The 26,256-nt window shown below is 65.1% G+C and carries 21 protein-coding genes and 1 tRNA gene; 5 read left to right on the forward strand and 17 right to left on the reverse strand.

Translation table 11 applies throughout. From position 1 onward, the window contains the following. Positions 1-4 precede the first annotated feature (4 nt). Positions 5-2,200 carry an AsmA family protein gene (locus ACTJKQ_RS03015; protein WP_440595952.1) on the reverse strand — a complete coding sequence of 732 codons (2,196 nt, stop codon included), beginning with the start codon at positions 2,198-2,200 and terminating at the stop codon, positions 5-7. Between the two features lie 191 nt (positions 2,201-2,391). On the opposite strand from ACTJKQ_RS03015, the gene ACTJKQ_RS03020 reads away from it, so the two are divergent. After that, positions 2,392-3,300, forward strand: a complete 909-nt coding sequence (locus ACTJKQ_RS03020) for a pseudouridine synthase (RefSeq protein ID WP_440595953.1) — start codon at positions 2,392-2,394, stop codon at positions 3,298-3,300. Positions 3,301-3,497: 197 nt separating this feature from the next. Further along, positions 3,498-5,525: a Cache 3/Cache 2 fusion domain-containing protein gene (locus ACTJKQ_RS03025; RefSeq protein WP_440595954.1), complete on the forward strand. Its 2,028-nt coding sequence runs from the start codon at positions 3,498-3,500 to the stop codon at positions 5,523-5,525. Positions 5,526-5,599: 74 nt separating this feature from the next. Here ACTJKQ_RS03025 and ACTJKQ_RS03030 read toward each other — a convergent pair. Continuing rightward, a tRNA-Gly gene (locus tag ACTJKQ_RS03030) sits at positions 5,600-5,673 on the reverse strand. 220 nt (positions 5,674-5,893) lie between these two features. Between ACTJKQ_RS03030 and ACTJKQ_RS03035 the strand changes: the two genes are divergently transcribed. After that, positions 5,894-6,811 carry a sulfurtransferase gene (locus tag ACTJKQ_RS03035; RefSeq protein WP_440596152.1) on the forward strand — a complete coding sequence of 306 codons (918 nt, stop codon included), beginning with the start codon at positions 5,894-5,896 and terminating at the stop codon, positions 6,809-6,811. Positions 6,812-6,936: 125 nt separating this feature from the next. Beyond that, positions 6,937-8,142 (forward strand): YeeE/YedE family protein, encoded by a 1,206-nt coding sequence (locus ACTJKQ_RS03040; RefSeq protein ID WP_440595955.1) that lies wholly within the window; start codon positions 6,937-6,939, stop codon positions 8,140-8,142. Positions 8,143-8,242: 100 nt separating this feature from the next. Here ACTJKQ_RS03040 and ACTJKQ_RS03045 read toward each other — a convergent pair whose 3' ends face one another. From ACTJKQ_RS03045 to gabT, 6 genes are all read right to left on the reverse strand, one after another. Next, entirely contained in the window at positions 8,243-9,733 is a 1,491-nt protein-coding gene (locus ACTJKQ_RS03045; RefSeq protein ID WP_440595956.1) for an NAD-dependent succinate-semialdehyde dehydrogenase, read from the reverse strand. A gap of 194 nt (positions 9,734-9,927) precedes the next feature. Beyond that, on the reverse strand, positions 9,928-10,746 hold the full coding sequence (locus ACTJKQ_RS03050; protein WP_440595957.1) for an ABC transporter permease: 819 nt from the start codon (positions 10,744-10,746) through the stop codon (positions 9,928-9,930). Between the two features lie 31 nt (positions 10,747-10,777). After that, positions 10,778-12,022, reverse strand: a complete 1,245-nt coding sequence (locus ACTJKQ_RS03055; RefSeq protein ID WP_440596153.1) for an ABC transporter permease — start codon at positions 12,020-12,022, stop codon at positions 10,778-10,780. 101 nt (positions 12,023-12,123) lie between these two features. Next, positions 12,124-13,158, reverse strand: a complete 1,035-nt coding sequence (locus ACTJKQ_RS03060) for an ABC transporter substrate-binding protein (RefSeq protein ID WP_056063211.1) — start codon at positions 13,156-13,158, stop codon at positions 12,124-12,126. Between the two features lie 53 nt (positions 13,159-13,211). Continuing rightward, positions 13,212-14,321, reverse strand: a complete 1,110-nt coding sequence (locus tag ACTJKQ_RS03065) for an ABC transporter ATP-binding protein (protein ID WP_056065049.1) — start codon at positions 14,319-14,321, stop codon at positions 13,212-13,214. Between the two features lie 30 nt (positions 14,322-14,351). Continuing rightward, positions 14,352-15,644, reverse strand: coding sequence for a 4-aminobutyrate--2-oxoglutarate transaminase (gene gabT / locus ACTJKQ_RS03070; RefSeq protein ID WP_440595958.1), 1,293 nt, complete (start codon positions 15,642-15,644; stop codon positions 14,352-14,354). 202 nt (positions 15,645-15,846) lie between these two features. Here gabT and ACTJKQ_RS03075 point away from each other — a divergent pair, with 202 nt between their 5' ends. Next, positions 15,847-17,283 (forward strand): aminotransferase-like domain-containing protein, encoded by a 1,437-nt coding sequence (locus ACTJKQ_RS03075; protein WP_056065047.1) that lies wholly within the window; start codon positions 15,847-15,849, stop codon positions 17,281-17,283. Between the two features lie 275 nt (positions 17,284-17,558). On the opposite strand, the gene ACTJKQ_RS03080 is transcribed toward ACTJKQ_RS03075, so the two are convergent. From ACTJKQ_RS03080 to ACTJKQ_RS03120, 9 genes are all read right to left on the reverse strand, one after another. Further along, complete coding sequence (locus ACTJKQ_RS03080; RefSeq protein ID WP_440595959.1) at positions 17,559-18,233, reverse strand: GntR family transcriptional regulator; 675 nt, start codon at positions 18,231-18,233, stop codon at positions 17,559-17,561. 67 nt (positions 18,234-18,300) lie between these two features. After that, the gene (locus ACTJKQ_RS03085) at positions 18,301-19,326 is read right to left on the reverse strand and encodes a TRAP transporter substrate-binding protein (RefSeq protein ID WP_440595960.1); all 1,026 of its coding nucleotides are present in this window, start codon (positions 19,324-19,326) and stop codon (positions 18,301-18,303) included. Between the two features lie 57 nt (positions 19,327-19,383). After that, complete coding sequence (locus tag ACTJKQ_RS03090; RefSeq protein WP_440595961.1) at positions 19,384-20,649, reverse strand: TRAP transporter large permease; 1,266 nt, start codon at positions 20,647-20,649, stop codon at positions 19,384-19,386. A 37-nt stretch (positions 20,650-20,686) separates the two neighbouring features. Next, complete coding sequence (locus ACTJKQ_RS03095; protein WP_440595962.1) at positions 20,687-21,322, reverse strand: TRAP transporter small permease; 636 nt, start codon at positions 21,320-21,322, stop codon at positions 20,687-20,689. Between the two features lie 147 nt (positions 21,323-21,469). After that, complete coding sequence (locus tag ACTJKQ_RS03100) at positions 21,470-22,837, reverse strand: FAD-dependent oxidoreductase (protein WP_440595963.1); 1,368 nt, start codon at positions 22,835-22,837, stop codon at positions 21,470-21,472. Beyond that, positions 22,834-23,094 (reverse strand): 2Fe-2S iron-sulfur cluster-binding protein, encoded by a 261-nt coding sequence (locus tag ACTJKQ_RS03105; RefSeq protein WP_440596154.1) that lies wholly within the window; start codon positions 23,092-23,094, stop codon positions 22,834-22,836. The genes ACTJKQ_RS03100 and ACTJKQ_RS03105 overlap by 4 nt, the downstream gene beginning before the upstream one ends. 23 nt (positions 23,095-23,117) lie before the next feature. Then, the gene (locus ACTJKQ_RS03110) at positions 23,118-24,233 is read right to left on the reverse strand and encodes an NAD(P)/FAD-dependent oxidoreductase (RefSeq protein ID WP_440595964.1); all 1,116 of its coding nucleotides are present in this window, start codon (positions 24,231-24,233) and stop codon (positions 23,118-23,120) included. A 25-nt stretch (positions 24,234-24,258) separates the two neighbouring features. Beyond that, a complete protein-coding gene (locus tag ACTJKQ_RS03115) occupies positions 24,259-25,194 on the reverse strand; it encodes a 4-hydroxyproline epimerase (protein WP_440595965.1) in 936 nt (311 codons plus the stop codon). Between the two features lie 37 nt (positions 25,195-25,231). Beyond that, on the reverse strand, positions 25,232-26,149 hold the full coding sequence (locus ACTJKQ_RS03120) for a dihydrodipicolinate synthase family protein (protein ID WP_055398099.1): 918 nt from the start codon (positions 26,147-26,149) through the stop codon (positions 25,232-25,234). Positions 26,150-26,256: the final 107 nt, after the last annotated feature.

The raw sequence follows: 26,256 nt of genomic DNA on the forward strand, positions 1-26,256 counted from the left end.
TTTTTTAGCGTGATGGCGTGCGTGCGACCGGCGCGCCAGCGCGCCCTGCCTTGACCGGTTGTGTAGCCTGAGCAAGCAAGGGCGCGCACTGCGCGTCGTCGTCAGCTCCGGGTACCGTTACAGGTAACAATGCCAAGGCGGCAGGCGCGGCCACCGCAGCGGCAATGGCTGCCCCGGCGCGCAACAGCAGGGGGCCTGGTTCTGCGCCCACATCGGGTTTGCCCAGCGTGCCGCGCACGTACAGCGGAGTGCGCAGCGAGAAGAACTTCCACTCCAGCGACGCTGGTTTCACGCTCAGGTTCAGGCGTTCCTCTGCCATGTCGATGGTGCCCGTGACATCCACCACCGCCTCGTTGGTGCTCAGCTTGGCGGTGCGGACCGTGGCAAGGCCTTCGCGCACCGCCAGATCTGCCACCGCGCAACGCAGTTGCACTTCTTTGTTGTCGCCAAACAGTTTGCCCACCACGATGCTGCCTACGTTGAGTGCAGCGCGGTCCAGTAGTTCGCGGCTCAGAGTGCCATCGCGCACATACAGGCGGGCCTCGCCGCTGCTGCTGCCAAGCCACTGCGCTACGGAATTCCCCTGGCCATTCAGCGCCATGGCGCCATCGAGTCGCCCCAGGCTTTTTTGAGTCAGTTCCACCTCGGGAAACAGCGCAGCGAGCCGCAGGTTTTGCACGCGGGTGTCCATGTGTACCGTCAGCGGTCGTTTGCGGCTGTCCAGCACCAGTTTGGATTCAATCTGGCCTTTGGCCACACCAAAATGCAAGGGTTCCAGGCGCAGCACGGCATCGTCCAATACGGCATGCACGCTAAGGTCCTCCAGCGGCAGGCTGTTGGGTCGGATCACACGCTGCCCCGCGAACTTGAGATCCATATCCATGGTGCTCCAGCGATCGGTGGCAAACGCAGCGTTGGGCAGCACCTTGCCATTGCGGCCAGGCTGGGCAGTCGCCGTGGTGGCTGTACCGAGCACTGGTCCCAGGTCCACCAGGCGCAACTGATTGGATGTGATAGCGCCTGAAAGTTTGCCGCGTGGCGCAGCCGACACGAAGCGCAGATTGCCGTGCAGATCGCTCTGGCCTACCGTACCAGTGAAGTCACGGTAGTCCCATACAGCACGGCCTGGTTGCAGACTGCCCTGCAATCGTCCCTGGGTCTGAAATGCGGGCGTATTGGGCAGGACAAGACCCGTGAGTGCATACAGGTCTGCCATGCTGGCGCCTTTGAGCATGACTTGGAAATCCATCCCTGACAGCGCACCAGGGTTTGCCAGAATGCCCCGAACGGCTGTTTCTACGCTGCCCGCCTTGGCGGTGAATTGCAGGGGGTAGTTCACCTCTTTGTCGCGCAGCGAGAGCACAGAGCCGGCCTGACCCTGACCCTCGATACGCGCCTTGCCCAGCGTGCCCTTGAGGTCGAAGCGCACGCCATAAACTGGGGTGCTAGAGGCACTCGCCGTGCCAGACGCAGGCGAAGCAGCATTCCCCGATGCAACGACTGTCTGCCCTTCGCTGAGGGTGTCGACGCGGGCGGTCAGATCAAGGTCTTGCTTGGCGTCGTTATATGCCAAATGCCCCCCGCGAACCGCTAGCTGATAAATGCTGAACGCCCAGCGCGGCGTGGCGTCATCGGGATCCCTCTTGGGGAGCAGCGTCCAATTGTTGCTGCCGTCGCGCAGGCGGGCGAGGGAGATGTCCGGGCCAGACAGCTCCAGGGTATCAATGACCACTTGCCTCGCCAGTAGTGGCCAAAGCTTGAGCGATGCGCGCGCCATCTCGGCGCGTGCCGTGGTTTGGGGCGTTGCGGCTTTGCCAGGACGGGCAAATCCTGGAGGGTCTTGCAAAACCAGCTGGGTTCCCTGCACAGTGATGCCAGGAACCCAGCGGTGCCACCCTTCTTCAAGGGGCTGTGGCCAGTGCCAGGATGCGGATAAATCGCCCTCCACCGCAAACTGTCGTCCGGTTGCCTCGCTGAGGGTTTGGTTGATCCAGGGTTTGGAGCGGTTCCAATCCCACTGGCTCAGCGTCACAGCGCCTATCAGCAGCAGTCCTACCATGACTCCCGCTACGCCACAGGCAATGCGGACCCTGCTATGGCCCTGCCTCGGGCGAGGCGTTGAAGTCACTCCCGCTGGTGCCATTGCCGTCGCCGTTGCGCGTGCAGATGTGGTGTGCTGGTCCGTTTGGGGTCTTGTCATAGAGCAGCCATGCTAGCCCGCAGAACGCAAATTTGCGTCGATTGCGTTGGCTAACAGGCCTTTTGGCGTGCTTGTCCTACAGCGCTGCTCTCCATGGGCTTTGTGCTCCACCTGTATGCGCGGGTGAAGCGCTATCCCCGGTCGGGACTGGCGTATCTTGACGCCGACCAACCCCCTAGAATTTGCACGCCATGCACAACCCTCGCCATCCCCATGTATTGCCCGTGCGCGATGGGGTGAGCCCCAGCTGCGTGGTACTGCCTGCGCGAGGGCAGGGCAGCATGCTGGATTTTTTGACAGAGCGACTGCCGGCCGTATCCCGTGAAGGGTGGCACGAGCGCATGGAGGCGGGTGTCGTGGTGGATGAACGCGGGCAGGCCGTGTTGCCTGATCGGGCTTTTGAGGGAGGTCTGCGCCTTTACTACTATCGAAGTCTTCCCGCCGAGCCCGCCTTGCCGTTCAGTGAAGCGGTGGTGTACCAGGACGAGCATCTGGTGGTGGCAGATAAGCCGCACTTCATGCCGGTAACGCCCTCAGGCCGGTATCTGCACAACACCTTGCTGGTACGCCTCAAACGCCGATTGGGGCTGCCCGAGCTCTCGCCATTGCACCGCATTGACCGTGATACGGCTGGGTTGGTGATGCTGTCAGTGCATCAGGCAACGCGCGGAGCGTATCAGGCGCTGTTCCGCGATCGACAGATCATCAAGCATTACGAGGCCGTTGCGCCGTGGCGCGCCGACCTGACCTTCCCGCGTGACCACCGCAGCCGGTTGGAGGAGAGTCCCCAGTTCTTTCGTATGCAGGAGGTGTCGGGCGAGCCCAATAGCTACACCCATATTCAGGTGCTAGAGGTCTCAGGCGACTGGGCTCGGTACCTGCTGTCGCCAGTCACTGGCAAGCGCCACCAGTTGCGCGTGCATATGGCGGCCCTGGGGCTGCCACTGCGCAACGACCCTTTTTATCCCGTCGTCAACGACCCGCCCGAAGGCGACTACTCGCGCCCACTGCAGCTGCTGGCGCGGTCTCTGGAGTTTGTGGATCCCGTCACTGGGGTGCAAAGAGTTTTTGAAAGCAGACAGGCGCTGAGCCTGCCTTGAACACGCTGGGACCTCGACGCAGACCTGCATGACGACTTCTGTGTGCAGCAGCGGGTTGTTGTTGTGGTGAATTTTTGCAAGGGTTTTCCCTATGTCTAAAAAGGCCATTGCACCGGCGATGGTTTTGTTTTTGCGCGACTTCGGGTACTTTGGTTCTCCGTATGCACGTTGATGCATAAATTACCCAAAAGCACCAGATGATTCCCTCAAGCTCCCGCCATTCCGTCGCCTTCAAGCTGTCCTTGACGGCTTTGCTCAGTCTGTTGGCGGTTTTGTTGGCCACGATGGGCATCGTCAGTACCCTGCTCTGGAAAGACTTCGGACGCCTCGCGCGTGGTGATGCCATGCAATACGCCGCCCAGGTACGCACTTTGGTCCAGACCTTTGATGAAACGGCGCAAGAGCAGGCCAAGCGCGACTTCACCCTGTTCAAGGCGAATTTCCCAGGTCAATTCACCGTCGCAGAGTCGCCTGGGGCCGATGGAAAGCCCGAGGCGGTGCTGTCTTTCCAGGGGGCCTCCGTCAACGGCGACTTTGAAGTGGTGGACCGATTCTCCAAGGACAGCACGGGAGCAGTGGCCACGATTTTCGCGCGCACCGGCGACGATTTCATTCGTGTGACCACATCCCTCAAAAAGCAGGATGGTGAGCGTGCTTACAAGACCCTGCTGGACCGTAAGCACCCGGCCTATGCCCTCATGAATGAGGGCAAAACCTATATCGGCCGTGCCAGCCTGTTTGGCCGTGAGTACATGACCGTGTATGAGCCCATCCGCGACGGGACTCGCACCATCGGCATCCTGTTCATTGGCTCCGACATGGGTGCCATTCTGGGCAAGCTCGACACCGTGATGGCGGGACAAAAATTGTTTACCTCGGGTGCTGTGTATGCCGTCAATCTCTCATCGGGCCCCGCACGGGGCAGTGTTTTCGGGTTGCCCGGCGCTGGCAAGTCCCTGAAGTTGGATGACAAGGACGACAACGCCAAGGCTTGGCTGGCGTCGTTGGCTGCGGTCCAGTCCTCTGGCGATCTGGAGTCCGGTTGGTCGCCCCGTCACAGCGGTGAGAGTGATACCGCCACCCGCTACGTGGCGGTTGAGCACTACAAACCCTGGAGCTGGGCCATCGTTGCCGAGGCGCCTTTGACAGAGATGATGAGTGAGGCGCGCGGCGTGCTCACCTGGCTTTGGCTGGGTGTGGCGGTGGCACTCGCGTTGCTCACAGTGGTGCTGTTGGTGGCTACGCGCAGGCTGGTGGGTGCCCCCGTGCAGCAGCTAAGCACGGCCCTTGGCTATCTGGCGCAGGGGGATCTCACGCACGCGGTGTCCGTCCGCTCGCGCGATGAAATCGGCTCTCTGGCCCAGGCCATGGAAGGCTTTCGCGTCCGGTTGGTGGAAAGTTTGGGCACGGTGCGTACCAGTGCCGACAGCGTATCTGCTGCCAGTACGGAGATTGCACAGGGTAACCAGGACCTGTCGGGGCGTACCGAAAGTCAAGCCAGTGCGTTGGAGCAGACGGCGGCCAGCATGGAGCAACTGGGCGCCACCATACGCCACAACGCCGACAGCGCAAGCCAAGCCAACCAACTGGCCGTGGGGGCCAGCCGGGTTGCCCAGCAGGGTGGTGAGGTGGTGTCCAAAGTGGTCCGCACGATGCAGGACATCAACAACAGCAGCCAGAGGATCGCCGACATCATTGGTGTGATCGACGGCATTGCCTTTCAGACCAACATCCTGGCGCTCAACGCGGCGGTCGAGGCAGCACGCGCGGGTGAACAAGGTCGCGGCTTCGCGGTAGTGGCTGCCGAGGTGCGCAACCTGGCCCAGCGCACGGCAGCCGAAGCCAAGGCCATCAAGGAGCTGATTGGCGCCAGCAGCGCCATGGTGCAACAGGGCTCGGTGCTGGCGGATCAGGCGGGCACCACGATGCAGGAAGTCGTCAGCTCTATCCAGCGCGTGGCCGACATGGTCTCTGAAATCAGCGCGGCCAGTAACGAGCAGACCGCCGGAGTTGGCCAGGTGGGTGAGGCTGTCACACAGCTCGACCAGACCACGCAGCAGAATGCGGCGCTGGTGGAGGAAATGGCTGCGGCTGCCAGCAGCCTGCGCACGCAGGCGCAGCAGATGGTTGAGGCCATTGCGCGGTTCAACCTGGGCCAGGATGCAACAACGGCGCGTATGCATGTGTCCGCACCGGACCGTGCCGTGCCAAAGCTCGGCGGCTAGAGAGCCCTCGACAGAAAGACGTCAGCCCATGAAAAAACCTGCCAGGCATTGCTGCCTGGCAGGTTTTATTGATTTGGAGCGGGTGAAGGGAATCGAACCCTCGTATGAAGCTTGGGAAGCTGCCGTTCTACCATTGAACTACACCCGCGACGCTCCGGATTATAGGCAGCATCCGCCAGCTGTCTGGCAAGCGCTTTGTGCAAGCGTGCAAAACGCATATCCATAGCCGAACATGTTGCTTGGGTGTGATCGCGTCGGGCTCTAAATTCCTTCCACCTGCTGCACCGCGCAGGCACTTCAAAGAAAAGGAAAGGATGCCAATGACAACCCAACGCACTCTCTCATCGCAATGGTTTGGACGCCGCTGGATGCGCGCCTCCTTGGCATCCTGCATGGCGTTGTTCGGTGGAACTTTGCTCGCTGCCACACCCATCCCCGCAGGCCCTCTGGTCACCACCGAATGGCTGGCGCAGAACCTGGACAACCAGCAGGTGCGCATTGTGGAGGTGAGCGTGAACCCCGGCCTGTACGAGCGCGGCCATGTGCCGGGTGCGGTCAACTTCTCGTGGCACCAGGACCTGAACGACCGGGTGCGCCGTGACATCGTGAGCAAGGAGGCGTTTGAGGCCCTGTTGTCCAAGGCGGGCGTGTCGCAAGACACCACGGTGGTGCTGTACGGCGACACCAACAACTGGTTTGCTGCCTGGGGCGCGTGGGTGTTTGACATCTATGGTGTCAAGAACGTGAAGCTGCTCGACGGCGGCCGCAAGAAGTGGGAGGCGGAGAACCAGCCGCTGAACAACCGCGTGCCCGAGTTTGCAACCACCAGCTACCGGGTGGCCAAGGTGAACACCGACCTGCGGGCCCGCCTGTCCGATGCATTGGCTGCGGCAGAGGGCAAGAGCAATGCAAAGCTGGTGGACATCCGGTCGGCCGACGAATACGCGGGCAAGATTTTTGCCCCGGCCGGTGTGCCCGAGCTGAGCATCCGTGCTGGGCACATCCCCGGCGCGGCCAACGTGCCCTGGGGCCAGGCGGTCAAGGAGGATGGCACCTTCAAGTCCGCCGAGGACCTCAAAAAGCTCTACGCCAACGCGGGCGTGGATGGCAGCAAGCCCATCATCACCTACTGCCGCATTGGCGAACGCTCCAGCCACACCTGGTTTGCGCTGTCCAAGATCCTGGGCTACAGCGTCAAGAACTATGACGGTTCGTGGACGGAATACGGCAATGCGGTGGGCGTGCCCATCACCAACCCGGCGGGCACCATCTGGGCCGCGAAGTGAATGGGCTGACCGACAGAACCTTTTGGGAAGAAGGTGCAATGCAAAACAAAGAGATCTTTTGAGTTTTGGTAGGGGGTCTCCTTTACAGCCCGCCTGGTGCGGGCTTTTTTTATGGGTGCGGTGCAATGACATACAAGATCAATTTCTCTGGCGCAGGAGCCCTGGCGTCGCTTGCAGCGCTGGCGGCATTGGGTTGGGCGGCCCAGGCGGTTCAGGGCTTGCCAGGCGGGCGCACGCTCGTTTTTGCTTTGATCACGGGCGCGGTGCTGGGGCTCGTGCTGCAGCGCTCGCGCTTTTGCTTTTACTGCCACGCGCGCGACTGGTTTGAAGACCGCAATCCGCGCGGGCTGCTGGCCATCGTGCTGGCGCTGGCGGTGGGGGTGGTGGGCTACACCGTGGTGCTGGGCAGCTGGCTGCCGGTGCCCCAGCCGGGTAAGCTGCCGCCCGACATGCACATCGGCCCCGTGAGCTGGGTGCTGGTAGCGGCTGGGCTGTCGTTTGGCACCGGCATGGTGGTGTCGGGCTCGTGCATCAGCGCGCACTGGTACCGGCTGGCCGAAGGGGCCACGGTATCGCCGTTCGCGCTGGCCGGGTCGGCACTGGGCTTCATCCTGGGTTTCAAGACCTGGAACCCCTTGTACAGCCTGAGTGTGGCCGATGCGCCCGTGGTGTGGCTGCCTGCCCACCTGGGGTATGGCGGCGCCTTGCTGGTGCAACTGGGTGGGTTGGCCCTGGTGGCTGCCTGGCTTTGGCGTGGCTTTGCGCAGGAGGCCGCCGCATCATCAGCGCCGGGTGCAGTCCCTGCCGTACCAGGACTGCGTGCCGTGTGGCGCAACCTGTGGACCGGGCGCTGGCACTACTGGGTAGGCGGGTTGGTCGTGGGGCTGATTGGCGCGTTTGCCATCGTGCGCATGCGACCCCTGGGCGTGACAGCCACGCTGGGCAGCGCCGCACGCCAGTGGGCACAGGGGCGGGGCTGGATTCCAGACCGGCTCGATGGGCTCGATGGATTTGCGGGTTGTGCTACCGTGCCGCAGGCCACCTGGGTTACCCCCAATGCCATGCTGTTGGTGGGCCTGGTGGCGGGAGCGTTCGTGGCAGCCACGGCCAGCCGCCAGTTTGTGCCGCGCTGGCCCACGTGGCGCGATGCTGTACGGGGCCTGTCGGGCGGCGTGTTCCTGGGCTGGGGGGCGATGACCGGGCTGGGCTGCACCATTGGCACGCTGCTGTCCGGCGGCATGGCGGGCGCGCTGTCGGGTTGGGTGTTTGGTGCCGCGGTGTTCTTCGCAGTGTGGGCCGGCCTGCGCGTGAAGGCGATGTTGCGTCGCTGACGAGGCCCTAAATTTTGAAGCTTTTTTGGCTGCTAGCGCTTATAAATTAAGCGCTAGCAGCTATCAAAAGCATATCAACGGGAAGCCGTTCTGGCGCTGGTCACTTCTGAATGTCGCCCAGGCACAGGTATTTGATCTCCACATAGTCGTCCATGCCGTAGTGCGAGCCTTCGCGGCCCAGGCCCGACTGCTTGACGCCGCCAAAGGGTACGTGCTCTGTGGCCAGAATGCCCACGTTGGCACCGACCATGCCGTATTCCAGCGCCTCGGTCACGCGGAAGATGCGACCCACATCGCGGCTGTAGAAGTAGCTGGCCAGGCCGAACTCGGTGTTGTTGGCTGCGTCGATGGCTTCCTGCTCGGTCTTGAACTTGAATACGGGTGCAAACGGGCCAAAGGTTTCTTCGCGGGCACACAGCATGTCGGCCGACGCATTGGCCACCACCGTGGGCTCGAAGAACTGCCCGGAGCCCAGACTCTTGAGCCGCTGGCCGCCAGCCACCACCTGACCGCCCTTGGCCAGCGCGTCGTCCACGTGGCGCTGCACCTTGGCCAGCGCGGCTTCCTCAATCAGCGGGCCCTGGTTCACACCGGCTTCAAAGCCATTGCCCACCTTGGCCGTCTTGACCTTGGCGGCGAACTTGGCCACGAACTCGTCGTACACGCCTTCCTGCACGTAAAAGCGGTTGGTGCATACGCAGGTCTGGCCCGCGTTGCGGTACTTGCTGGCAAAGGCGCCTTCCACGGCGCTGTCGATGTCGGCATCGTCAAACACCAGGAAGGGCGCATTGCCGCCCAGCTCCAGCGACATCTTCTTGACCGTGGGGGCCGACTGCGCCATCAGGATGCGGCCCACTTCGGTGCTCCCCGTGAAGCTGATGTGGCGCACCACGTCGCTTGCGCACAGCACCTTGCCGATGGCAATGGAGTTGTCGCTGTCCGCGGGCAGGATGTTGAACACACCGGCTGGAATGCCCGCGCGGATGGCCAGCTCGGCGGCGGCCAGGGCGGTGAGTGGTGTCAGCTCGGCTGGCTTGATGACCACGGGGCAGCCCGCAGCAAGCGCAGGCGCGACCTTGCGGGTGATCATGGCCAGCGGGAAGTTCCATGGCGTGATGGCCGCGCACACGCCGATGGGTTGCTTGAGCACCAGCAGGCGGCGGTTGTTGTCAAACTGGGGCAGGGTCTCGCCGTTGATGCGCTTGGCCTCTTCGGCAAACCATTCCACAAAGCTCGCGCCGTAGGCGACCTCGCCCTTGGCTTCTGGCAGGGGCTTGCCCTGTTCGGCGGTCATGATGCGGCCCAGGTCGTCCTGATTGGCCATGAGCAGGTCAAACCACTTGCGCAGGATGATGCTGCGCTCCTTGGCGGTCTTGGTCTTCCAGGGGCCCCAGGCGGCGTTGGCGGCGGCAATGGCGGCCTCGGCATCCTGCGGGCCCAGATTGGCCACGTCGGCCAGCTTCCGTCCCGTGGCTGGGTCGTTCACGTCAAAGCGGCTGCTGCCCGCCACCCACTGGCCGTTGATGAGGCCGTCAGTCTTGAGCAGCGTGGGGTCGTTCAGCAGTGCGAGGGGAGATGTCTTCATGTCCATGGGAATTCTTCCGGGAGAGGTGACGAAACAGAGGGCGAGCAGAAAAGAGAAGGGGAGCAGAGCGGGTAGCCAACGACCCGCGTACATCTAGCCAAAGGCTAGCATGGGCGGGGCTGCGCAATGCGTCGCCAAAGTGGCACCGGCAACAGCGGCATGGGTCGGGATGCGTGCACTGGTGAACACGGCTTGCGCCATCATGTGCGTCGGCCCCGCAGCCACTCCAGCGCCAGCAAGAGGCTGGTGGTGAAGAGGATGAGCAGTGTGGCCACGGCGGCAATGGTGGGCGAAATGTTCTCGCGGATGCCGTTGAACATCTGGCGCGGCAGCGTGGACTGGTCGGCCCCGGCCAGGAAAAGGGTGACCACCACTTCGTCAAAGGAGGTGGCAAATGCAAACAGGGCGCCGGAGATCACGCCCGGCGCAATCACCGGCAGCGTCACGCGGAAGAAAGTGTTGAGCGGTGTCTCACCCAGGCTCAGCGAGGCGCGCACCAGGTTGTGGTTGAAGCCCGCCAGCGTGGCCAGCACGGTGGTCAGCACAAAAGGTGCGCCCAGGGCTGCGTGCACGATGATGAGACCGAAGTAGCTGTCGGCCAGGCCCAGCGGCGCGAAGTACAGGTAGGTGGCCACGCCCACCACGATGATGGGCACCACCATGGGGGCAATCAGGATGGCCATGAGCAGTCCCTTGAACCGGAAGTCCGCCCGCGACAGGCCCACGGCGGCCAGGGTGCCGAGCACAGTGGCAATCAGCGTGGCTGCGGGCGCCACGATAAAGCTGTTGCGCGTGGCACGGGCCCATTCGGCCGACTCGAACAGGTTGCGGTACCACTTGAGCGACCAGCCGTGGATGGGGTAGGCGAGGAACGAGCTTTCGGAGAATGACAGCGGCACCATCACCAGGATGGGGGCCAGCAGGAACACCAGCACGGACACGCACAGTGCGCGCACGGCCCACCAGCCGAGCTTGTCGGCCAACGTGGCGTACAGGGGGAATTGGGGCAGGCGAAACATGGTCAGCGACTTTCAGCTTTGGAGGGAGTGATCAGCCCAGACTCAATTCGGCTTTGCCAATGCGGCGGTACACGCCATACAGCAGCAGCGTGGCTGCCAGCAGCAGGGCACCCAGCGCGCAGGCCATGCCCCAGTTCACTTCCACATTGGTGTAGCGGGCGATGTAGTAGCTCAGCATCTGGTCATCGGCCCCGCCCAGCAGCGCGGGCGTGACGTAGTAGCCAATGGCCAGGATGAACACCAGCAGCGCACCCGCGCCAATGCCGGGGTAGGTTTGCGGCACATACACCCGAAAGAACGCGGCAATGGGCGAGCTGCCCAGCGACACCGCCGCACGCAGGTAGGTGGGAGGCACGCTTTTCATCACGCTGTACAGCGGCAGGATCATGAACGGCAGCAGGATGTGCACCATGGCAATCACCACGCCCGTGCGGTTGAACAGCAGCGCCAGCGGCTGTTCGATCAGGCCCAGGCCCATCAGGCCCCGGTTGACCAGGCCTTCGGATTGCAGCAGCACGATCCAAGCGGCCACACGCACCAGGATCGAGGTCCAGAAAGGCACCAGCACCAGGATCATCAGCACGTTGGCCGAACGCGCAGGCAATGAGGCGAGCCACCAGGCCAGCGGGTAGCCCACCAGCAGGCACACCAGTGTGACCACCAGGCTGATGTGGAACGTGCGCAGCAGGATGCCGCCGAAGGCGCGCTGCTCCTCGGGCATGCGCTCGACCTGGCCCAGTGCATCGCGCTGCAGGTCCACCGATGCAAGCAGGTAGTCGGGCGTCCAGCGGGCGCCGTTCTTGGCGATGGTGCGCCAGAACGGTGCCTCGCCCCAGCGGGGGTCGGCGCCCAGCAGGCGCTCCCTGATGGCGTCGGCAGAACCTTCAAAAGGCATGTCGCGGTAGGCCCCCATCACCATGGAGCGTGCGCCCGGCACCTCGGAGTTGAGCCGGCGCGCGAGGGCGCCTGCGTCCGAACGGTCGGGCAGGCGGGCGAGATCGCCCACCAGCGCGGCGTAGGCCGCCGCAGGTGGTGCGTCGCGCCGGTCCCAGCCGTCCAGGGCACGCATGGTGCCGGGCAGTGCGTTGGCCACTTCGGGGTTCTCCACCGCGCGCTGCAGCAGCGCGGCAATGGGCACCAGCAGCGTGAGCAGCAGGAACACCAGCAAGGGCAGCGTGAGGCTGAACGCCCGCCATTTGCGCCGCACTTCGGCGCGGGCCAGGGCTTTGCGCAGCGCGCCGGGGGCGTGGCTGTCCTGTGCGCGGTGCGGGGCCATATCAGGGGCGTTCATGGCGATCACGCCGGAGTGGGCTTGCATGGTGGTGGGCTCTGTCTGCTGCTGGTGTGGGCTCATGGCTCAGGCGGGCGGGCGCAGGCTTACTGCGTGGCCCAGGCGGCAAAGCGCTTTTCCAGCGCCTCGCCCTGGTCGGCCCAGAAGCCCACGCTGAACTGCAGGGCCTCCTTGGCGTTGGTGGCCGAGGTGGGCAGGTCGTCCAGCACCTTCTTGTCCAGCGACGCCAGGGCCTTGGTGTTGGCCGGGCCATAGGCAATGTTCTGTGCATAGGCGGCTTGCTGTGGGGTCTGCATCGTGAAGGCGATGAACTTCACAGCAGCATCCTTGTTGGGTGTGCCCTTGGGGATGGCCCAGTAGTCCAGGTCGTAGATGCCGCCGGGCCAGTAGATCTTGAGGTTGCGGCCTTCGCGGTTGGCGGCGTCGATGCGGCCGTTGAACACCGTGGTCAGGGTCACATCGCCTGCGACCAGGAACTGCGGCGCCTGGGCACCGGCCTCCCACCACTGGATGTTGGGCTTGAGTTCGGTCAGCTTCTTGAACGCGCGGTCGGCGCCGTCCTTGGTGGCCAGCACCTTGTACACGTCGGCGGGCTTCACGCCGTCGGCCAGCAGCGCAAATTCGAGGTTGTAGCGCGCGCCTTTGCGCATGCCGCGCTTGCCCGGGATCTTCTTGGTGTCCCAGAAGTCAGCCCAGCTGGTGGGTGGGGTCTTGAGCTTGTCGCCGTTGTAGGCCATGACGGTGGACCACACGAAGATGCCCACAGCGCACTCGTTCACCGCAGCGGGCAGCAGGTCGGCCTTGGGCACGATCTTGCTGTAGTCCAGCTTTTCGTACAGGCCTTCATCGCAGCCGCGCGCGGCGTCGGGCGATTCGACCTCGACCACGTCCCAGGTCACCTTCTTGGCCTCGACCATGGCCTTGACCTTGGCCTGCTCGCCGTTGTACTCCACGGCCACGATCTTGTTGCCAGCCTTTTCGTAGGGCTCGTAGAAGGCCTTCTTTTGTGCATTGGCGTTGGCACCGCCGAAGTTGACGACGGTGAGTTGCTGCTGCGCCAGGCTGGGCAGGGCCAGGCAGGCAGACAGGGCAGCGCAGGCGATCAGGCTCTTGTTTTTCATGGTGCGGTTTCCTAGGGGTTGAGGGAAGGGGACGGGGAACAAAAAAATACGGTTCAGTGAACGGTGGGCGGGGCGTAGATGCGCACGGACTCCGTGGGGAACTCCAGCAGCACCGCATCGCCAGGTTCGGGGTGCGGGTTGGCGTCGGCGCGGGTCAGCGGCAGCTTGACGGTGGCTTGCGCCTGGCCGGCGCCGATGTCGCACATCAGGCGCAGGTGGTCGCCGTAATAGATGGCACGTGCCACCGTGGCGCGCAGGGCGGGGGCCTGGGGCGTGGCGCTGGCGGCATGCAGCGCAATGCGCTCGGGGCGGATGCAGGCCTCGGCCGGGGCGCCGGGTGCCAGGTGGTTCACATTGAGGCCGGGCAGGCGCTGGCCGTCAGGCAACTGCAGAGCCCACGCCGTACCACTGCCTTGCAGCGTACCGGTGATGACCGTGCTGTCGCCCACAAAACCCGCCACAAAGCGGTTGGACGGGGTCTCGTACAGTGACTCCACATCGGCCAACTGCTGAATGACACCTTCGTTGAACACCGCCACGCGGTCGCTCATGGTCAGGGCTTCGCCCTGGTCATGGGTCACGTACACAAAGGTCACACCCAGCTGGCGGTGCAGCTCTTTCAGCTCGATCTGCATGTGCTCGCGCAGCTGTTTGTCCAGCGCGCCCAGGGGCTCGTCCATCAGCACCAGCTGGGGGTTGAACACCAGGGCGCGGGCCAGCGCCACGCGCTGCTGTTGGCCGCCCGACAGGCGTGCGGGCAGGCGGTCGGCCATGCCCGACAGGCGGACCATGTCCAGCGCCTTCTTCACGCGTTCGGCCTGCTCGGCCTTGGGCACCTTGCGCACGGTGAGCGGGTAAGCCACGTTCTGCCCCACGGTGAGGTGGGGGAACAGCGCGTAGTTCTGGAACACCATGCCAAAGTTGCGCTTGTGTGGCGGCGTGCGCGTGATCTGCTTGCCATCGAGCAGGATGTCGCCCGCGGTGGGCGACTCGAAGCCGGCCAGCATCATCAGCGTGGTGGTCTTGCCAGAGCCCGAAGGCCCCAGCAGGCTCAGGAACTCGCCGCGCTGGATGTCCAGGTCCAGCGCACGCACCACAAGCTGTTCGCCGTCGTAGGTTTTTTGCACGCCGCTGAAGCGGACCAGGGGTTCTGCGTGGTTCATGGTGGTGGGGGCAATCAAGGGAGAAGGGATTCAGCCCACAGCCGCGAAGCTGTCGGCCAGGATGGCCAGGCCTTCGTGCAGCAGTTCGTCCGATGCCGTCAGGGGCACCAGGATGCGGATCACGTTGCCGTAGGTGCCGCAGGACAGCAGGATGAGCCCGCGCCGCGCGGCTTCGGCCACGACCTTTTTGGTCAGTGCGGCGTCGGGGCGGTGTATATCGCCGTTTTCAAACAGCTCGATCGCCACCATGGCACCCAGGCCGCGCACGTCGCCGATGGCGGGTACTTTGGCGGCCATTGCTTTCAGGGCACTGACCAGCAGCGCGCCCATGTCCTGGCTGCGGGCCAGCAGGTTTTCCTGCTCGAACGCATCGATCACCGCCAGGGCTGCCGCGCAGGCCACCGGGCTGCCCGCATAGGTGCCGCCCAGGCCGCCAGCTGCAGGCGCGTCGATGACGTCAGCGCGGCCCACCACGCCCGACAGGGGGAAGCCGCCCGCCAGCGACTTGGCGGTGGTGATGAGGTCGGGGGCCACCGGCCATTGTTCGCAGGCGAACCACGTGCCCGTGCGGCCCGCGCCGGTCTGCACTTCGTCGGCAATCAGCAGGATGCCGTACCGGTCTGCGAGGGCCTTGAGGCCGGTGATGAACTCGGGCGGGGCCACATAGAAGCCGCCTTCGCCCTGCACGGGCTCGACGATGAAGGCGGCCACGCGCTCGGGCTCGATGTCGTTCTTGAAGATCAGCTCCACCGAATGCAGGGCCTGCTCCACGCTCACGCCATGCAGTGCGTTGGGGAACAGCGCGTGGTAGGTCTCACCCGGGAACGGACCAAAACCCACCTTGTACGGAACGACCTTGCCGGTGAGGCCCAGCGTGAGGTTGGTGCGGCCGTGGTAGCCGCCCGTGAAGGCGATCACGCCAGGGCGCTTGGTGTAGGCGCGGGCGATCTTGATGGCGTTTTCCACAGCCTCGGCGCCGGTGGTGAGCAGCAAGCTCTTTTTGGCAAACGCGCCGGGGGCCAGCGTGTTCAGGCGCTCACACACTTCCACGTACGGTTCGTACGCCACCACCTGAAAGCAGGTGTGGGTGTACAAGTCCAGCTGGGCCTTGACGGCGGCGATCACGCCAGCGTGCAGGTGGCCGGTGTTGAGCACCGCGATGCCACCGGCAAAGTCGATAAAGCGGCGGCCCTCCACATCCCACAGCTCGGCGTTGCGGGCCTTGTGGATGAAGAGTTCATGGGCCTGGCCCACGCCCCGGGCCACGGCGGCGTGGCGGCGGGTGAGGAGGGCGGCGTTGGTGAAATGGCGGTCTTGCTGCATGGTGTGGGCGGTGGCTGTGAAGGACAAAAAAGGGAATGAAAACCAGGAATGGGGCGAATTCTGGAATCCACGCCACGGCCCGTCCATGTACAGCGCAGCGCTGTTTGGCGCGCACTGTGCAGGTCTAGAATCCTGTACAGGCAATCCCTGATTTGGTGTGCGCCAACCCAGTGCACAATTCGCCCCCTTTTTTGCTCCCCTGATGCTCACTCTCAGCCCCGACCTCCAGACACCTCTGGTCAGCCAGATCGTCGATGGTCTGCGGGGGCTCATCGCCGGGCAGGTGCTCAAACCCGGCAGCAAACTCCCGTCCATCCGCGCTTTTGCCGCTGCGCACGGCGTGAGCGTGTTCACCGTGGTCGAGGCCTACGACCGCCTGGTGGCGCAGGGCTGGCTGGTGTCGCGGGCCAATGCGGGCTTTTTTGTGAAGCGGCGGGGCGACGAGGGCGCTGCGCCCGGCACTGGTGCGCCCGAGCGGGCCGTGCCCCGTTTTGATGCGCGCTGGTACCTCAAACAAATTTTTGAAAACCGCAACCTGCCCATGAAACCGGGCTGTGGCTGGCTGCCGCACGACTGGCTGTTTGGCGATGCGGTCAAACGCAGCATGCGCCAGCTGTCGTCCGACGGGCCCGAACTGGACGGCTATGGCCTGCCGCACGGCCACATGGCGCTGCGCATGGTGGTGGCCGAGTCGCTGGCCGAACACCATCTGGCGGTGGACGCCGACCAGGTGCTGCTCACGCAGGGCTCCAGCCAAGCGCTGGACCTGGTGGCGCGTCGTCTCGTCAAGCCTGGCGATGTGGTGCTGGTGGACGACCCCGGCTATCCCAACCTGCTGTTCATGTTGCGCTTTGCGGGAGCGCAAGTGGTGGGTGTGCCGCGCACCGCCACCGGCTACGACCTGCCCGCACTGGAGGCTCTGCTGGCCGAGCGCCAGCCCACGGTGTTCTTCACGCAGCCGCGCCTGCAAAGCCCCACCTGCTCGGTGGCATCGGTGGCGCACCTGCACCGGCTGCTGCAATTGGCCGAGCAGCACAACTTCATGCTGGTGGAGAACGACATCTACGCCGACATGGACCCTGGCGTGCGCCCCTCGCTGGCCAGCCTGGACCAGCTCAACCGCGTGATCTACCTGGGCAGCTTCTCCAAGACGATTTCGCCCAACCTGCGCACCGGCTTTCTGGCGGCGCGGCGCGACCTGCTCGACGAGCTGGTGCAGCTCAAGATGATCTCGGGCCTGACCTCGTCAGAGATCACCGAGCGCATCACGTTTGGTGTGGTGACGGATGGGCGTTGGCGCAAGCACCTCAAGTCCCTGCGCGAGCGCCTGGCTGAGGCGCACCGCACGGTGGGGCGGCGCTTGCTGAACCTGGGGTTCGAGCTCTTCCATGAGCCCGAGGCGGGCATGTACCTGTGGGCCCGGCACCCCGACCTGCCCGACAGTGCCGAGCTGTCGAAAGAGGCCACCGGTGCGGGCATCATGCTCGGGCCGGGTCAGCTGTTTCTGGTGGAGCCCCGGCCTACGGGCTGGCTGCGGTTTAACGTGGCGTTCAGCCAGGACGAGCGGATGTGGCGCTTTCTGGAGCAGCGCATCGAGATGGGCCAGCAGGTGGCGGAACAGGGCAGTTCCCTGGCCTGAGTACGCGGTTTGAAGCGTTTTGGGGCGGATGCGCTAGTGCAATATGCCTGGATTGCTATCAAATAGATAGTGATTGACGCAACTGCCCGTGGCCCGGGGGGCTGGTCCATAGGGACCCTCTGCACGAATCACCGCGTCGTGTGCATCAGCGGGCTCGGGCGGTCTGCTGCGTTGCAAATACTCGCAATAGCTACGGCTATTGCTGCGTTTTGCGCCTTGCAACCCCTCCCGATCCGCTGCGCTCACTTGGCCAGCGAGATTCGTGCAGAGGGTCCCTAGCGGTCGATGATGTGCCGCGCGAAGCGCTCCAGGTACTCCATCAGCTGCTCCGCGCCCGCCACGGCCTGGGCCTCGTCGCCACTGGCAATGCCCTGCGCCAGTTGCATGTGCGCGCGGGCACCCTCTGACACCTCGCCTTCGTGCTGGTAGGCGTACCAGAAGCGGCGGCACTGCACGATGAGCGGTTGCACGCATTTGACGGCCGAGTGGTTCTGGCTGGCCTGGTGGGTGACGAGGTCCAGCTCATGGTCGGCCAGCATGTAGTCGTCGAGGTGGCCGCGCGCTGCGGCCTGCACCATGTTTTCCGCACACCGCACGATGGCCTGGCGCTGCGGCGCGGTAGCGCGGCGTGCGGCGTTGGAGGCCAGCAGGCGCTCCAGCACGCGGCGGGTCTGGATCACGTCCAGGTGGTCGGCCAGATCGATGTGCGACACCAGCAGCCCGCGCCGGGGCTGCTGCACGATCAGCCCGATGGACACCATGCGCAGCAGCGCCTCGCGCACCGGAGTGCGGCCCAGGCCCGTGCTCTCGGCGATCTCGGCCTCCACCACGGGGCTGCCGGGCTGCAGCTGCAGCGTGGAGATCATGGTCTCGATGGCGTCGTAGGCCACGTCCGCCGCGCGCCGCTTGGGCGCGGGGTCTTGCTGGGGGGAGGGGCGGCGGAGTGTCATCGGGCGTGAAGGACGTTGCGGGAGGCCGCATCTTATGGGATGCGGCCCTGGTGAACCTTGCGGACTGTCAGAGGCTTGCGCCCGCCTTGCGCAGCTCGGCAATCTGCGGCGCCTTGGGCAGCCACAGCTTGTCGAACTCCTGGATGATGCCGTCGGGGTTGAACGACGATGCCGTCTTGAAGGCGATGGACGTGCCCTTGAACTTCTCGATCAGCCCGGCCTCGGTGGTCACGATGTCATTGATCTGCGCATCCAGCGACTGGGCCACCAGCTTGCGGATGATGTCCTTGTCCTTGGCATCCAGCCCTTGCCAGATGCGGCCGGAGACCAGCGGCGCGAACGGCATGAACAGGGCGTTCATCTGCAGCAGGGCCTTGGCCACCTTGTCGAAGCGCTGGTTCCAGGAGAACTCGATGTCCGCCTCCAGCCCATCCACCTGGCCGTTGCTCATCGCGTCAAACACCTGGGGCGTGGGGATGGGCGTGGGGGCGGCGCCGAGCATTTGGTAGAAGTCGCGGTACACGGGCGTGGGGTTGATGCGCAGCTTCATGCCCTTGATGTCGGTGGGCACGGTGATGTCCTTGGTGGAAAACACCGCGCGCATGCCGGTGATGCCCCAGCCCAGGCCAATGGTGCCCGTCTCGCGCGGCAGCGCCTCCAGCAGCTTGGTGGCGGCGGGGTGCTTGACCAGTTTGGCTACGGCGGGGGTGGATCGCACCAAGTAAGGCGCATTGATGGCCGCGATGCTGGCCACGCGCGAGCCCAGCTCGGCGGCTTGGATCCAGCCCATGTCGAGCGCGCCGGACTGCAGCTGCTGCATCATCGCCGCCTCGTTGCCCAGCTGGCCCGAGTGGAAGACCGTGACGCTCAGGCGGCCATCGGTTTCCTTCTTCAGCGCCTCGCCAAACTGCACGGCAGCGCGGTTCCATGAGTGGCCTGCGGGCGTGATCAGGCCCAGGCGAAACTCCTTGGCGTCGGCGGCACGCACCAGGGCCGTAAAGCCCAGCCCCGTGACGGTGGCAGCGGCCACGGCGTGGCGCTGGATGAAATGGCGGCGGGTGACAGCGGGGGTGCGGGCGGGCTGGGTCGTCATGGTGAACTCCGTGTGAAAGAACTTTGGGAGGGGACGGGGGATTTGCTGGGCGGCGGTCTACTTGAGCAAACCGAGCGACAGGCTGGGGAACAGCGACAACATCACCAGCGCCACGCAGCTGATGATGAAGAACGGCAGCGTGACGATGAACATCTTTCCGGGCTTGGCCCCGGTGACGGCTGACGCGACAAAAAAGCTCAGGCCCACGGGTGGGGTCATCAGCCCCAGCACCAGGTTGACGACGATCACCACACCAAAATGGCGCGGGTCGATGTGATAGACCTCGGTGGCAATCGGCAGCAGGATGGGGGCGGTCATGATGAGACCGGGGATGCCGTCGATCACCGTGCCGATGACCAACAGGATGACGTTGGTGAGCAGCAAGAAGGTGACCGGGTCGTGCGCCACGGTCTGCACCCAGGCGGCCACCATCTGAGGCACCTTGCCGTAGATCAGCAACCACGAGAACACGGCCGCTGCCGCCACCAAAAACAGCACGATGGCGGAGTAAATGGCCGAGCGCAGCAGGATGGCGGGCATGGCGCTGAACCGGAACTCCTTGGTCACATAGCGACCCACCAGGGCCGAGGCCAGCGCGCCAACGGCGGCCGATTCGGTGGGGTTGGCCAGGTCACTCAGGATGGAGCCCACGATGATGATGGGGATCAGCAGCGTGGGGCTGGCCTGCACCACGGTGCGCGCGCGCTGGGCCAGCGTGCGCTTTTCGCTGCGCGGGTAGTTGTAGACAAAGCCCATGAGCGCGATCACGACAAAGAACAGCACGGTGAGCAGCACGCCGGGCAGGATGCCGGCAATCAGCATGTCGCCCACGGCCACCTGGGCCAGCACGCTGTAGACCACAAACATCACCGAGGGCGGGATGATGGGCCCCAGCATGCCGCCGTACACCGTGAGGCCGGCCGCAAAGGTCTTGTCGTAGCCCTGCTTTTCCATCTCGGGCACCATGACCTGCGACATGATGGCCACCTGCGCGGTGGCCGAGCCGATGATGGATGACACCAGCATGTTGGCCAGGATGTTCACGTAGGCCAGCCCCCCTTTGACGGAGCCGATGAAGGCCATGGACAGGTCCACCAGCCGCCGCGTGATGCCGCCGCTGTTCATGATCTCGCCGATCAGGATGAACAGCGGGATGGCGATGAGGCCATAGCTGTCCACCCCGCCGAACATCTGCATGGGGAACGACTGGAACAGCACCGGGCTGCCGATGCTGAGGATGTACACCGCGCCCGACAGGCACAGGCACACGCCGATGGGCACACCCACCATCAAGGCGGCGAGGAAGAACAGGGTGGTGATCATGGTCGGGCTCTGGTGGGTTTTGCGGGCGCAGGGGCGTTCAGTTCACGGCGTCGGCGTTGACTACGTCGAAGCCCGCGTGCTGCACACGCTCTGCGGCGCCCATGTCTTCGAACAGGTTGGCCAGTGCATGCACGCTGAAGGTGGCCGAGAAGATCGGCAGGATGAGTTGCAGCACCCAGGTGGGCCAGTTCAGCGTCTGGGTGCGCTCGGTGTAGATGAAGTTGAAGCTCTCGGCGGCAAACTCCTTGGCGTCAAAGCCGTAGCGCGCAATGCCGATGGGGTCCATCCACACCCAGCACATCACCAGCATGGCCAGGCCAAACAGCAGCACGCCGGACGTGGCCACTACCTTGAATGCCTTGGCGCCCCGCGCGCCGAGGTGGTCGGTGAGCATGGTCACCGCAAAGTCCATGCGCAGCCGCGTCATGACCGAGGCACCCACAAAGGTCAGCCAGACCACCGTGTAGACCGCCGCCTCGTCCACCCAGTAGATGGGCATGCCGGTGTAGCGCGTGACCACGTTGAGCAGGATCAGCAGCACCAGCAACGTCATGAGGGCGGTGAGCAGATGCCGCTCCATGCGCAGAACCTGCGTGGACAACGCCAGCACCCAGCGGACGGGAGCGTGCGGCGCCGGAGAGTGCGGGGCGGGTGGACGGTTGGGTGTGGGCATGATGGGGTTCCTGGGGAGGAGGGCGCGGCAATGAAAGAAAAGCCTTGTGCTTTTTAATATCTAACAAATATATTTAAAAGCAAGATGGATGCCTGCTGGGTGGGGTAAGCCCTGAAAGGAGAGACGGGGAAAACGGCTGCGCGCCTGTCAGCCCGAGGGAGCTGCGGGCTCGCGCTGAGCACTGGTGGTGGGCGCGGGCGTGCGGGCGGCCAGCGTGCCAATGCGTGTGGGCGCCAGCAGATGCCGTGGGGGCGCAGGCGTCCAGCCAAACAGGTGCTGTGCGGCAGCGCCGCAAATGCGGCCCTGGCACGCGCCCATGCCGCAGCGGGTGTGGAGCTTGGCGTCGATCCAGCCGTCGCGATCGGCCAGTGCAGCGTAGGGCACGTCTTCGCAGCGGCACACCAGGGTGCCGGGCTGCGCCAGGGTTTTGAGTGCTTCGTTCAGTGGAAAAGAAGCCTGTAACGCCTGCGCAAAGCCCTCCCAGCGCGCCAGCTGGGGGCGCAGCGCCTGGGCCTGTTGCACCTGTCCCGCCGCAGCATGGCCTGCCATCGCGCCCTGAACCAGTGCACGTTCGCTGCCGCCAAAGCCGGTGGCTTCACCCGCGGCGAACACTCCGGGCACGCTGGTGCGCATCTGTGCATCGACAGCCAGGCCCTGGCCATCGCTCAACGGCCCGCCCAGTGCGCAGCCCAGCATCTGCCCCAGGTAGGTGTTGGGTACCAGCCCGAACCCGCAGGCCACGCGGTCGCAGGCCATGGTTTCTTCGGCGTGTTGGCCTTTGCGCAGCCTCACTGTTTGCACCTGCGTGGTGCCTTGGACTTCCAGCACATGGCTGCTGGCGCGCAACTGCGGGTGAAGCAGCGTGAGGGCTTGCAACGCCTTGGCAGGCCAGCGCGGCAGTTGCGCTGCAAAGCCAGCGAGCGCGCTCCACGGCGCCTGCTCCGCCACGCGCACCACGGTGGCACCCGCTTTGTTGGCGGTGGCGGCAGCGGCCAGCAGCAGAGGGCCTGTGCCTGCAATGACGATGCGCTGGCCGCGCACGTCAAGCCCTGCCTTGATGAGGGCCTGCAAGGCGCCTGCACCCGTCACACCGGGCAACGTCCAGCCCGGGAAGGGCAGCAGCAGCTCGCGGGCTCCGGTGCACAGGATGATGCGGTGGCTGTGCTGCGTCCAGCCCCGGTCTGCGTCTTCCAGCAGCAGGGCCGGGGCCTTGTCGCCGGGTTGCGGGTCACCCAGGCCCACCACGCGGGAGCCAGGCAGCAGGCGGATGTTGGTGTGCCGGGCCAGCGCCGCGCGGTGCTGTTGCGCCAGGGCGGGCAAGACCACCTGGGGGCCATCGCGCCAGATTTGCCCGCCGGGCTGCGGGTTGTCGTCCACGATGGTGATCGCTGCCCCGCTGGGTGCGGTAGCGAGGGCAGCCGCCAAACCTGCAGGGCCAGCGCCGATGATGAGGATGTCGCAGCGCTCGTGCGCCGAGTGTTGCTCGGTCATGGGTGGGGTCACGGGCTGGTTCATGACGTGGCGCTCCCGGGTGCTGTGCCGACATCGGTGTGAATCGACATGCCCTCGGTGCAGACCGTCTGGCACGCCAGGCGGGTGCGGCCGTGGATGCGGACCCTGCATTCGTGGCACACCCCCATGCCACACAGCGGTGCCCGCGCCGCGCCGGTGACCGAGGTGCGTGTGGTGCCGGGTGTTTGCTGCGCCAGCGCGGCGGCGACGCTGGTCCCTGCGGGCACCTGGAGGGGCGTGCCATTCACCACGATGTGCACCAGGGCGGGTGTTCTGGATGCGGTCATGGTGTGCTCAGGCCTGCAAAGCGTGCAGGGGCATAGGGCGTGGGGTCGATCGCCGGCGTGCCCTTTGCGATCTGGGCCGCCAGCAACTGCGCGGTGGCCGGGGCGGTGGTTACCCCCAGCCCTTCATGGCCCACGGCCAGCCACAGGTGCGGGTGTTCGGGGTGCGCGCCAATCAGCGGCAGGCTGTCAGGCGTGGCGGCGCGAAAGCCGGTCCAGGTGCGGATGGCGTTGAGGTCGGCCAGGCCTGGCAGGTAGTCGAGTGCCCGTTGCAGCATGCGCGCCATCACGGCGTTGTTGACGGCGGGGTCGGTGGTGTCGAACTCGCGCGACGAGCCGATCAGCAACTGCCCTGTGGGCCGGGGCTGCACGTTGAAGGCCACCGAGGTACCGTCGCTGTGGTGCGCGCTGGTGATGTAGCCCAGCTCCACCAGTTGGTGGTGCACGGTGCCCGGGTAGCGGTCGGTGATGACGAGGTGGCCCTTTTTGGGGCGCAGCGGCAGGCCGGGGCACAGCTGCGGGGCGTGGATGCCGCTGGCCAGCACGATGGCGCCTGCGCTGCGCTGGCTTCCGTCGCGCAGTGTGACGGTGTGGCCGTCGATCTGCATCGCTTCAGCCTGCTCCAACACAAGGTGTCCGTGGGCTGCGGCCTGGTCCAGCAGCCACTGGGCTGCGCGCGGGGCGTAGACCACGCTGTCCCCCTGCACCTTGAGCGCACCCGCCAGACCGGGGCGCAGTGAGGGTTCTGCGCGGGACAGGGCGGCCGCGTCGAGCATGTCGCAGGCGATTCCGTGTGCTTGCAGGGTGCTGCGTTTGTCATGGGCCGCCTGCAGCTCTGCATCGTTGGTGGCCAGCCAGAGCGTGCCGCAGGGCGTGAACGCACAGCCCGCATCCATGTGGGGTGCCCAGGTGTGCCAGAGGTCCAGCGACGTCTGGCTCAGCGCCAGCTCGGCAGGGTTGTCATCCATCACCACCAGATGGCCCATGCCCGCCGCCGTGGCACCGCCGAGGCGCGCATCGATGACACGTACCGACAGCCCGGCCAACACCAGCGCATGGGCGCAGGCGGCACCCACGATGCCAGCGCCAATCACAAGGACATCGGTGTGTTGCATGGGGCGCGGGTGCAGCAGGGTCGGGTTAAAGCCGGATGCCCCAGCCAAAGGGGTCCTTGTCTTCAATCAGCAAAGTAGCGTCGGCGCTCATGTGCGCGCGGCCCCGCAAGGTGGGGATGACCTTGCCATCGTCCTGCCGCGTGTAGCTGGCCTCGAACTGGCTGCCGATGATGCTGGCCTGGCGCCAGAGTGCGCCCGGTGCGAGCTTGCCGTCAGCCGCCAGGCAGGCCACCTTGGCGCTGGTACCCGTGCCGCAGGGCGAGCGGTCATAGGCCTTGCCGGGACACAGCACATAGTTACGGCTGTCGGCCTGGTCGTCTTCGGCAAACAGCTCGATGTGGTCTATCTCGCCGCCGTTGTCGCCCCGAATGCCCTGGTCTTTGAGGGCTTGCTGCACGGCGCAGCTGTAGGCCATCAACGCCTCCAGGTTGTCGCTGGCTACACGCTGGCCGTGGTCGGAGATCAGGAAGAACCAGTTGCCGCCCCAGGCCACATCGCCCACCACGCGGCCATGGCCGGGCACATCCACCGCCAGCTGGTGGTGCAGTCGGTAGGCGGGCACGTTGCGCACGCTGACCGAACCATCAGCGTGCAGGGTGGTGGTGACGGTGCCCACCGGGGTTTCGATGCGGTGCTCGCCAGGGGTGATGCGGCCCAGGTAGGCGAGCGATGCGATCAGCCCGATGGTGCCGTGGCCACACATGCCCAGGTAGCCGCTGTTGTTGAAGAAGATCACGCCCGCTGCATTGGCCGGGTCTTGCGGCGCGCAGAGCAGCGCCCCCACCACCACGTCGCTGCCACGCGGCTCCAGCACGGTGGCTGCCCGCCAGGCATCGTGGCGCTCGGCCAGCAGCGCACGCCGTTCGGCCATGGTGCCGGTGCCCAGGTCCGGGAAACCGTCGATGACAAGCCGGGTCGGCTCGCCGCCCGTGTGGGAGTCGATCACGTGGATGCGTTGCATGGTGCTGTGGTGGTGGTGGAGTAGGGCGCTCAGTGTCTCAGGCGACAGACTGGTATTTTGTAGGGCGCGTGGCCAGGGCCTTGCGCACCACACTCTCGACAAATGCGCGTTCGTCGCCCACCAGGGGCAGGCGGGGGCGGCGCATGTGTTCGGTGCCCACACCCACCAGCGCATCGATGAGCTTGAGGTTCTGCACCAGCTTGTTGGACACATCCAGGTGCAGCATGGGCGTCATCCACTGGTAGAGCGGCAGCGCCTCGGCAAATTTGCCCGCTTTCATCAGGTCGTACAGCGCCACGGTTTCGCGCGGGAAGGCGCAGCCCACGCCGGCCAGCAGGCCGTCGCATCCCAGGGCCAGGCCTTCGTAGGCCAGGTCGTCCACGCCCAGGAAGAGCTGGTAGCGGTCACCCACGGTGTTGCGCAGGTCGGTGATGCGGCGGATGTCGCCGGTGCTTTCCTTGATGGCGGCGATCCACTCGCAGTCGGCCAGCTCCACCATGTGCTCGGGCTTCAGGTCCACGCGGTAGGCCACAGGGTTGTTGTAGACCATCAGGGGGCGCTGGGCGGCGCCCGCCATGGCGCGCACATTGGCCATGGCCTCGCGGGCATCGGCCACGTAGATCACCGAGGGCATGACCATGTAGCCGGCCACGCCGAGCTTGTTTCCGCCGTCGATGTACCGCAGGGCTTCGCGGGTGCTGGTTTCGGACACGTTGGCGAGCACTGGTACGCGGCCGTCAGCAGCTTCGAGGGCGATCTTGGCGACCTGGAGCTTTTCCTCCAGCGTGAGGGTGCTGGCTTCGCCGAGAGAACCGCAGGTGACCAGCCCGTGGATGCCGTTGCGGATCTGGAAGTCGATGTGGCGGGCTGTGCCCTCGGCGTCGATGGACTCGTCGGCGTGGAACTTGGTGGTGATGGCAGGGAAGATGCCTTGCCAGCGGGGTTGTGGGTTCACGAGGGACTCCTTGGATCGGTGGTCGGGTTGAAGTTATTAATATATTAACAAGATATTTAAAGCGCGCAAGCGGATTTTTCCGCACCCGTTGGCGCATGGAGTGGAGG

The sequence above is a fragment of the Acidovorax sp. 22279 genome (assembly GCF_052045435.1).
Lineage (GTDB): Bacteria > Pseudomonadota > Gammaproteobacteria > Burkholderiales > Burkholderiaceae_C > Acidovorax > Acidovorax delafieldii.

What these genes read in the sequence shown, in the direction of transcription:
- ACTJKQ_RS03080 (WP_440595959.1), bottom strand. Translation starts at nt 18,233, where the DNA reads ATGACACTCCGCCGCCCCTCCCCCCAGCAAGACCCCGCGCCCAAGCGG.
- ACTJKQ_RS03040 (WP_440595955.1), top strand. Translation starts at nt 6,937, where the DNA reads ATGACATACAAGATCAATTTCTCTGGCGCAGGAGCCCTGGCGTCGCTT.
- ACTJKQ_RS03050 (WP_440595957.1), bottom strand. Translation starts at nt 10,746, where the DNA reads ATGTTTCGCCTGCCCCAATTCCCCCTGTACGCCACGTTGGCCGACAAG.
- ACTJKQ_RS03020 (WP_440595953.1), top strand. Translation starts at nt 2,392, where the DNA reads ATGCACAACCCTCGCCATCCCCATGTATTGCCCGTGCGCGATGGGGTG.
- ACTJKQ_RS03060 (WP_056063211.1), bottom strand. Translation starts at nt 13,158, where the DNA reads ATGAAAAACAAGAGCCTGATCGCCTGCGCTGCCCTGTCTGCCTGCCTG.
- gabT (WP_440595958.1), bottom strand. Translation starts at nt 15,644, where the DNA reads ATGCAGCAAGACCGCCATTTCACCAACGCCGCCCTCCTCACCCGCCGC.
- ACTJKQ_RS03075 (WP_056065047.1), top strand. Translation starts at nt 15,847, where the DNA reads ATGCTCACTCTCAGCCCCGACCTCCAGACACCTCTGGTCAGCCAGATC.
- ACTJKQ_RS03095 (WP_440595962.1), bottom strand. Translation starts at nt 21,322, where the DNA reads ATGCCCACACCCAACCGTCCACCCGCCCCGCACTCTCCGGCGCCGCAC.
- ACTJKQ_RS03090 (WP_440595961.1), bottom strand. Translation starts at nt 20,649, where the DNA reads ATGATCACCACCCTGTTCTTCCTCGCCGCCTTGATGGTGGGTGTGCCC.
- ACTJKQ_RS03065 (WP_056065049.1), bottom strand. Translation starts at nt 14,321, where the DNA reads ATGAACCACGCAGAACCCCTGGTCCGCTTCAGCGGCGTGCAAAAAACC.
- ACTJKQ_RS03085 (WP_440595960.1), bottom strand. Translation starts at nt 19,326, where the DNA reads ATGACGACCCAGCCCGCCCGCACCCCCGCTGTCACCCGCCGCCATTTC.
- ACTJKQ_RS03015 (WP_440595952.1), bottom strand. Translation starts at nt 2,200, where the DNA reads ATGACAAGACCCCAAACGGACCAGCACACCACATCTGCACGCGCAACG.
- ACTJKQ_RS03115 (WP_440595965.1), bottom strand. Translation starts at nt 25,194, where the DNA reads ATGCAACGCATCCACGTGATCGACTCCCACACGGGCGGCGAGCCGACC.
- ACTJKQ_RS03110 (WP_440595964.1), bottom strand. Translation starts at nt 24,233, where the DNA reads ATGCAACACACCGATGTCCTTGTGATTGGCGCTGGCATCGTGGGTGCC.
- ACTJKQ_RS03100 (WP_440595963.1), bottom strand. Translation starts at nt 22,837, where the DNA reads ATGAACCAGCCCGTGACCCCACCCATGACCGAGCAACACTCGGCGCAC.
- ACTJKQ_RS03035 (WP_440596152.1), top strand. Translation starts at nt 5,894, where the DNA reads ATGCGCGCCTCCTTGGCATCCTGCATGGCGTTGTTCGGTGGAACTTTG.
- ACTJKQ_RS03055 (WP_440596153.1), bottom strand. Translation starts at nt 12,022, where the DNA reads ATGGCCCCGCACCGCGCACAGGACAGCCACGCCCCCGGCGCGCTGCGC.
- ACTJKQ_RS03045 (WP_440595956.1), bottom strand. Translation starts at nt 9,733, where the DNA reads ATGGACATGAAGACATCTCCCCTCGCACTGCTGAACGACCCCACGCTG.
- ACTJKQ_RS03025 (WP_440595954.1), top strand. Translation starts at nt 3,498, where the DNA reads ATGATTCCCTCAAGCTCCCGCCATTCCGTCGCCTTCAAGCTGTCCTTG.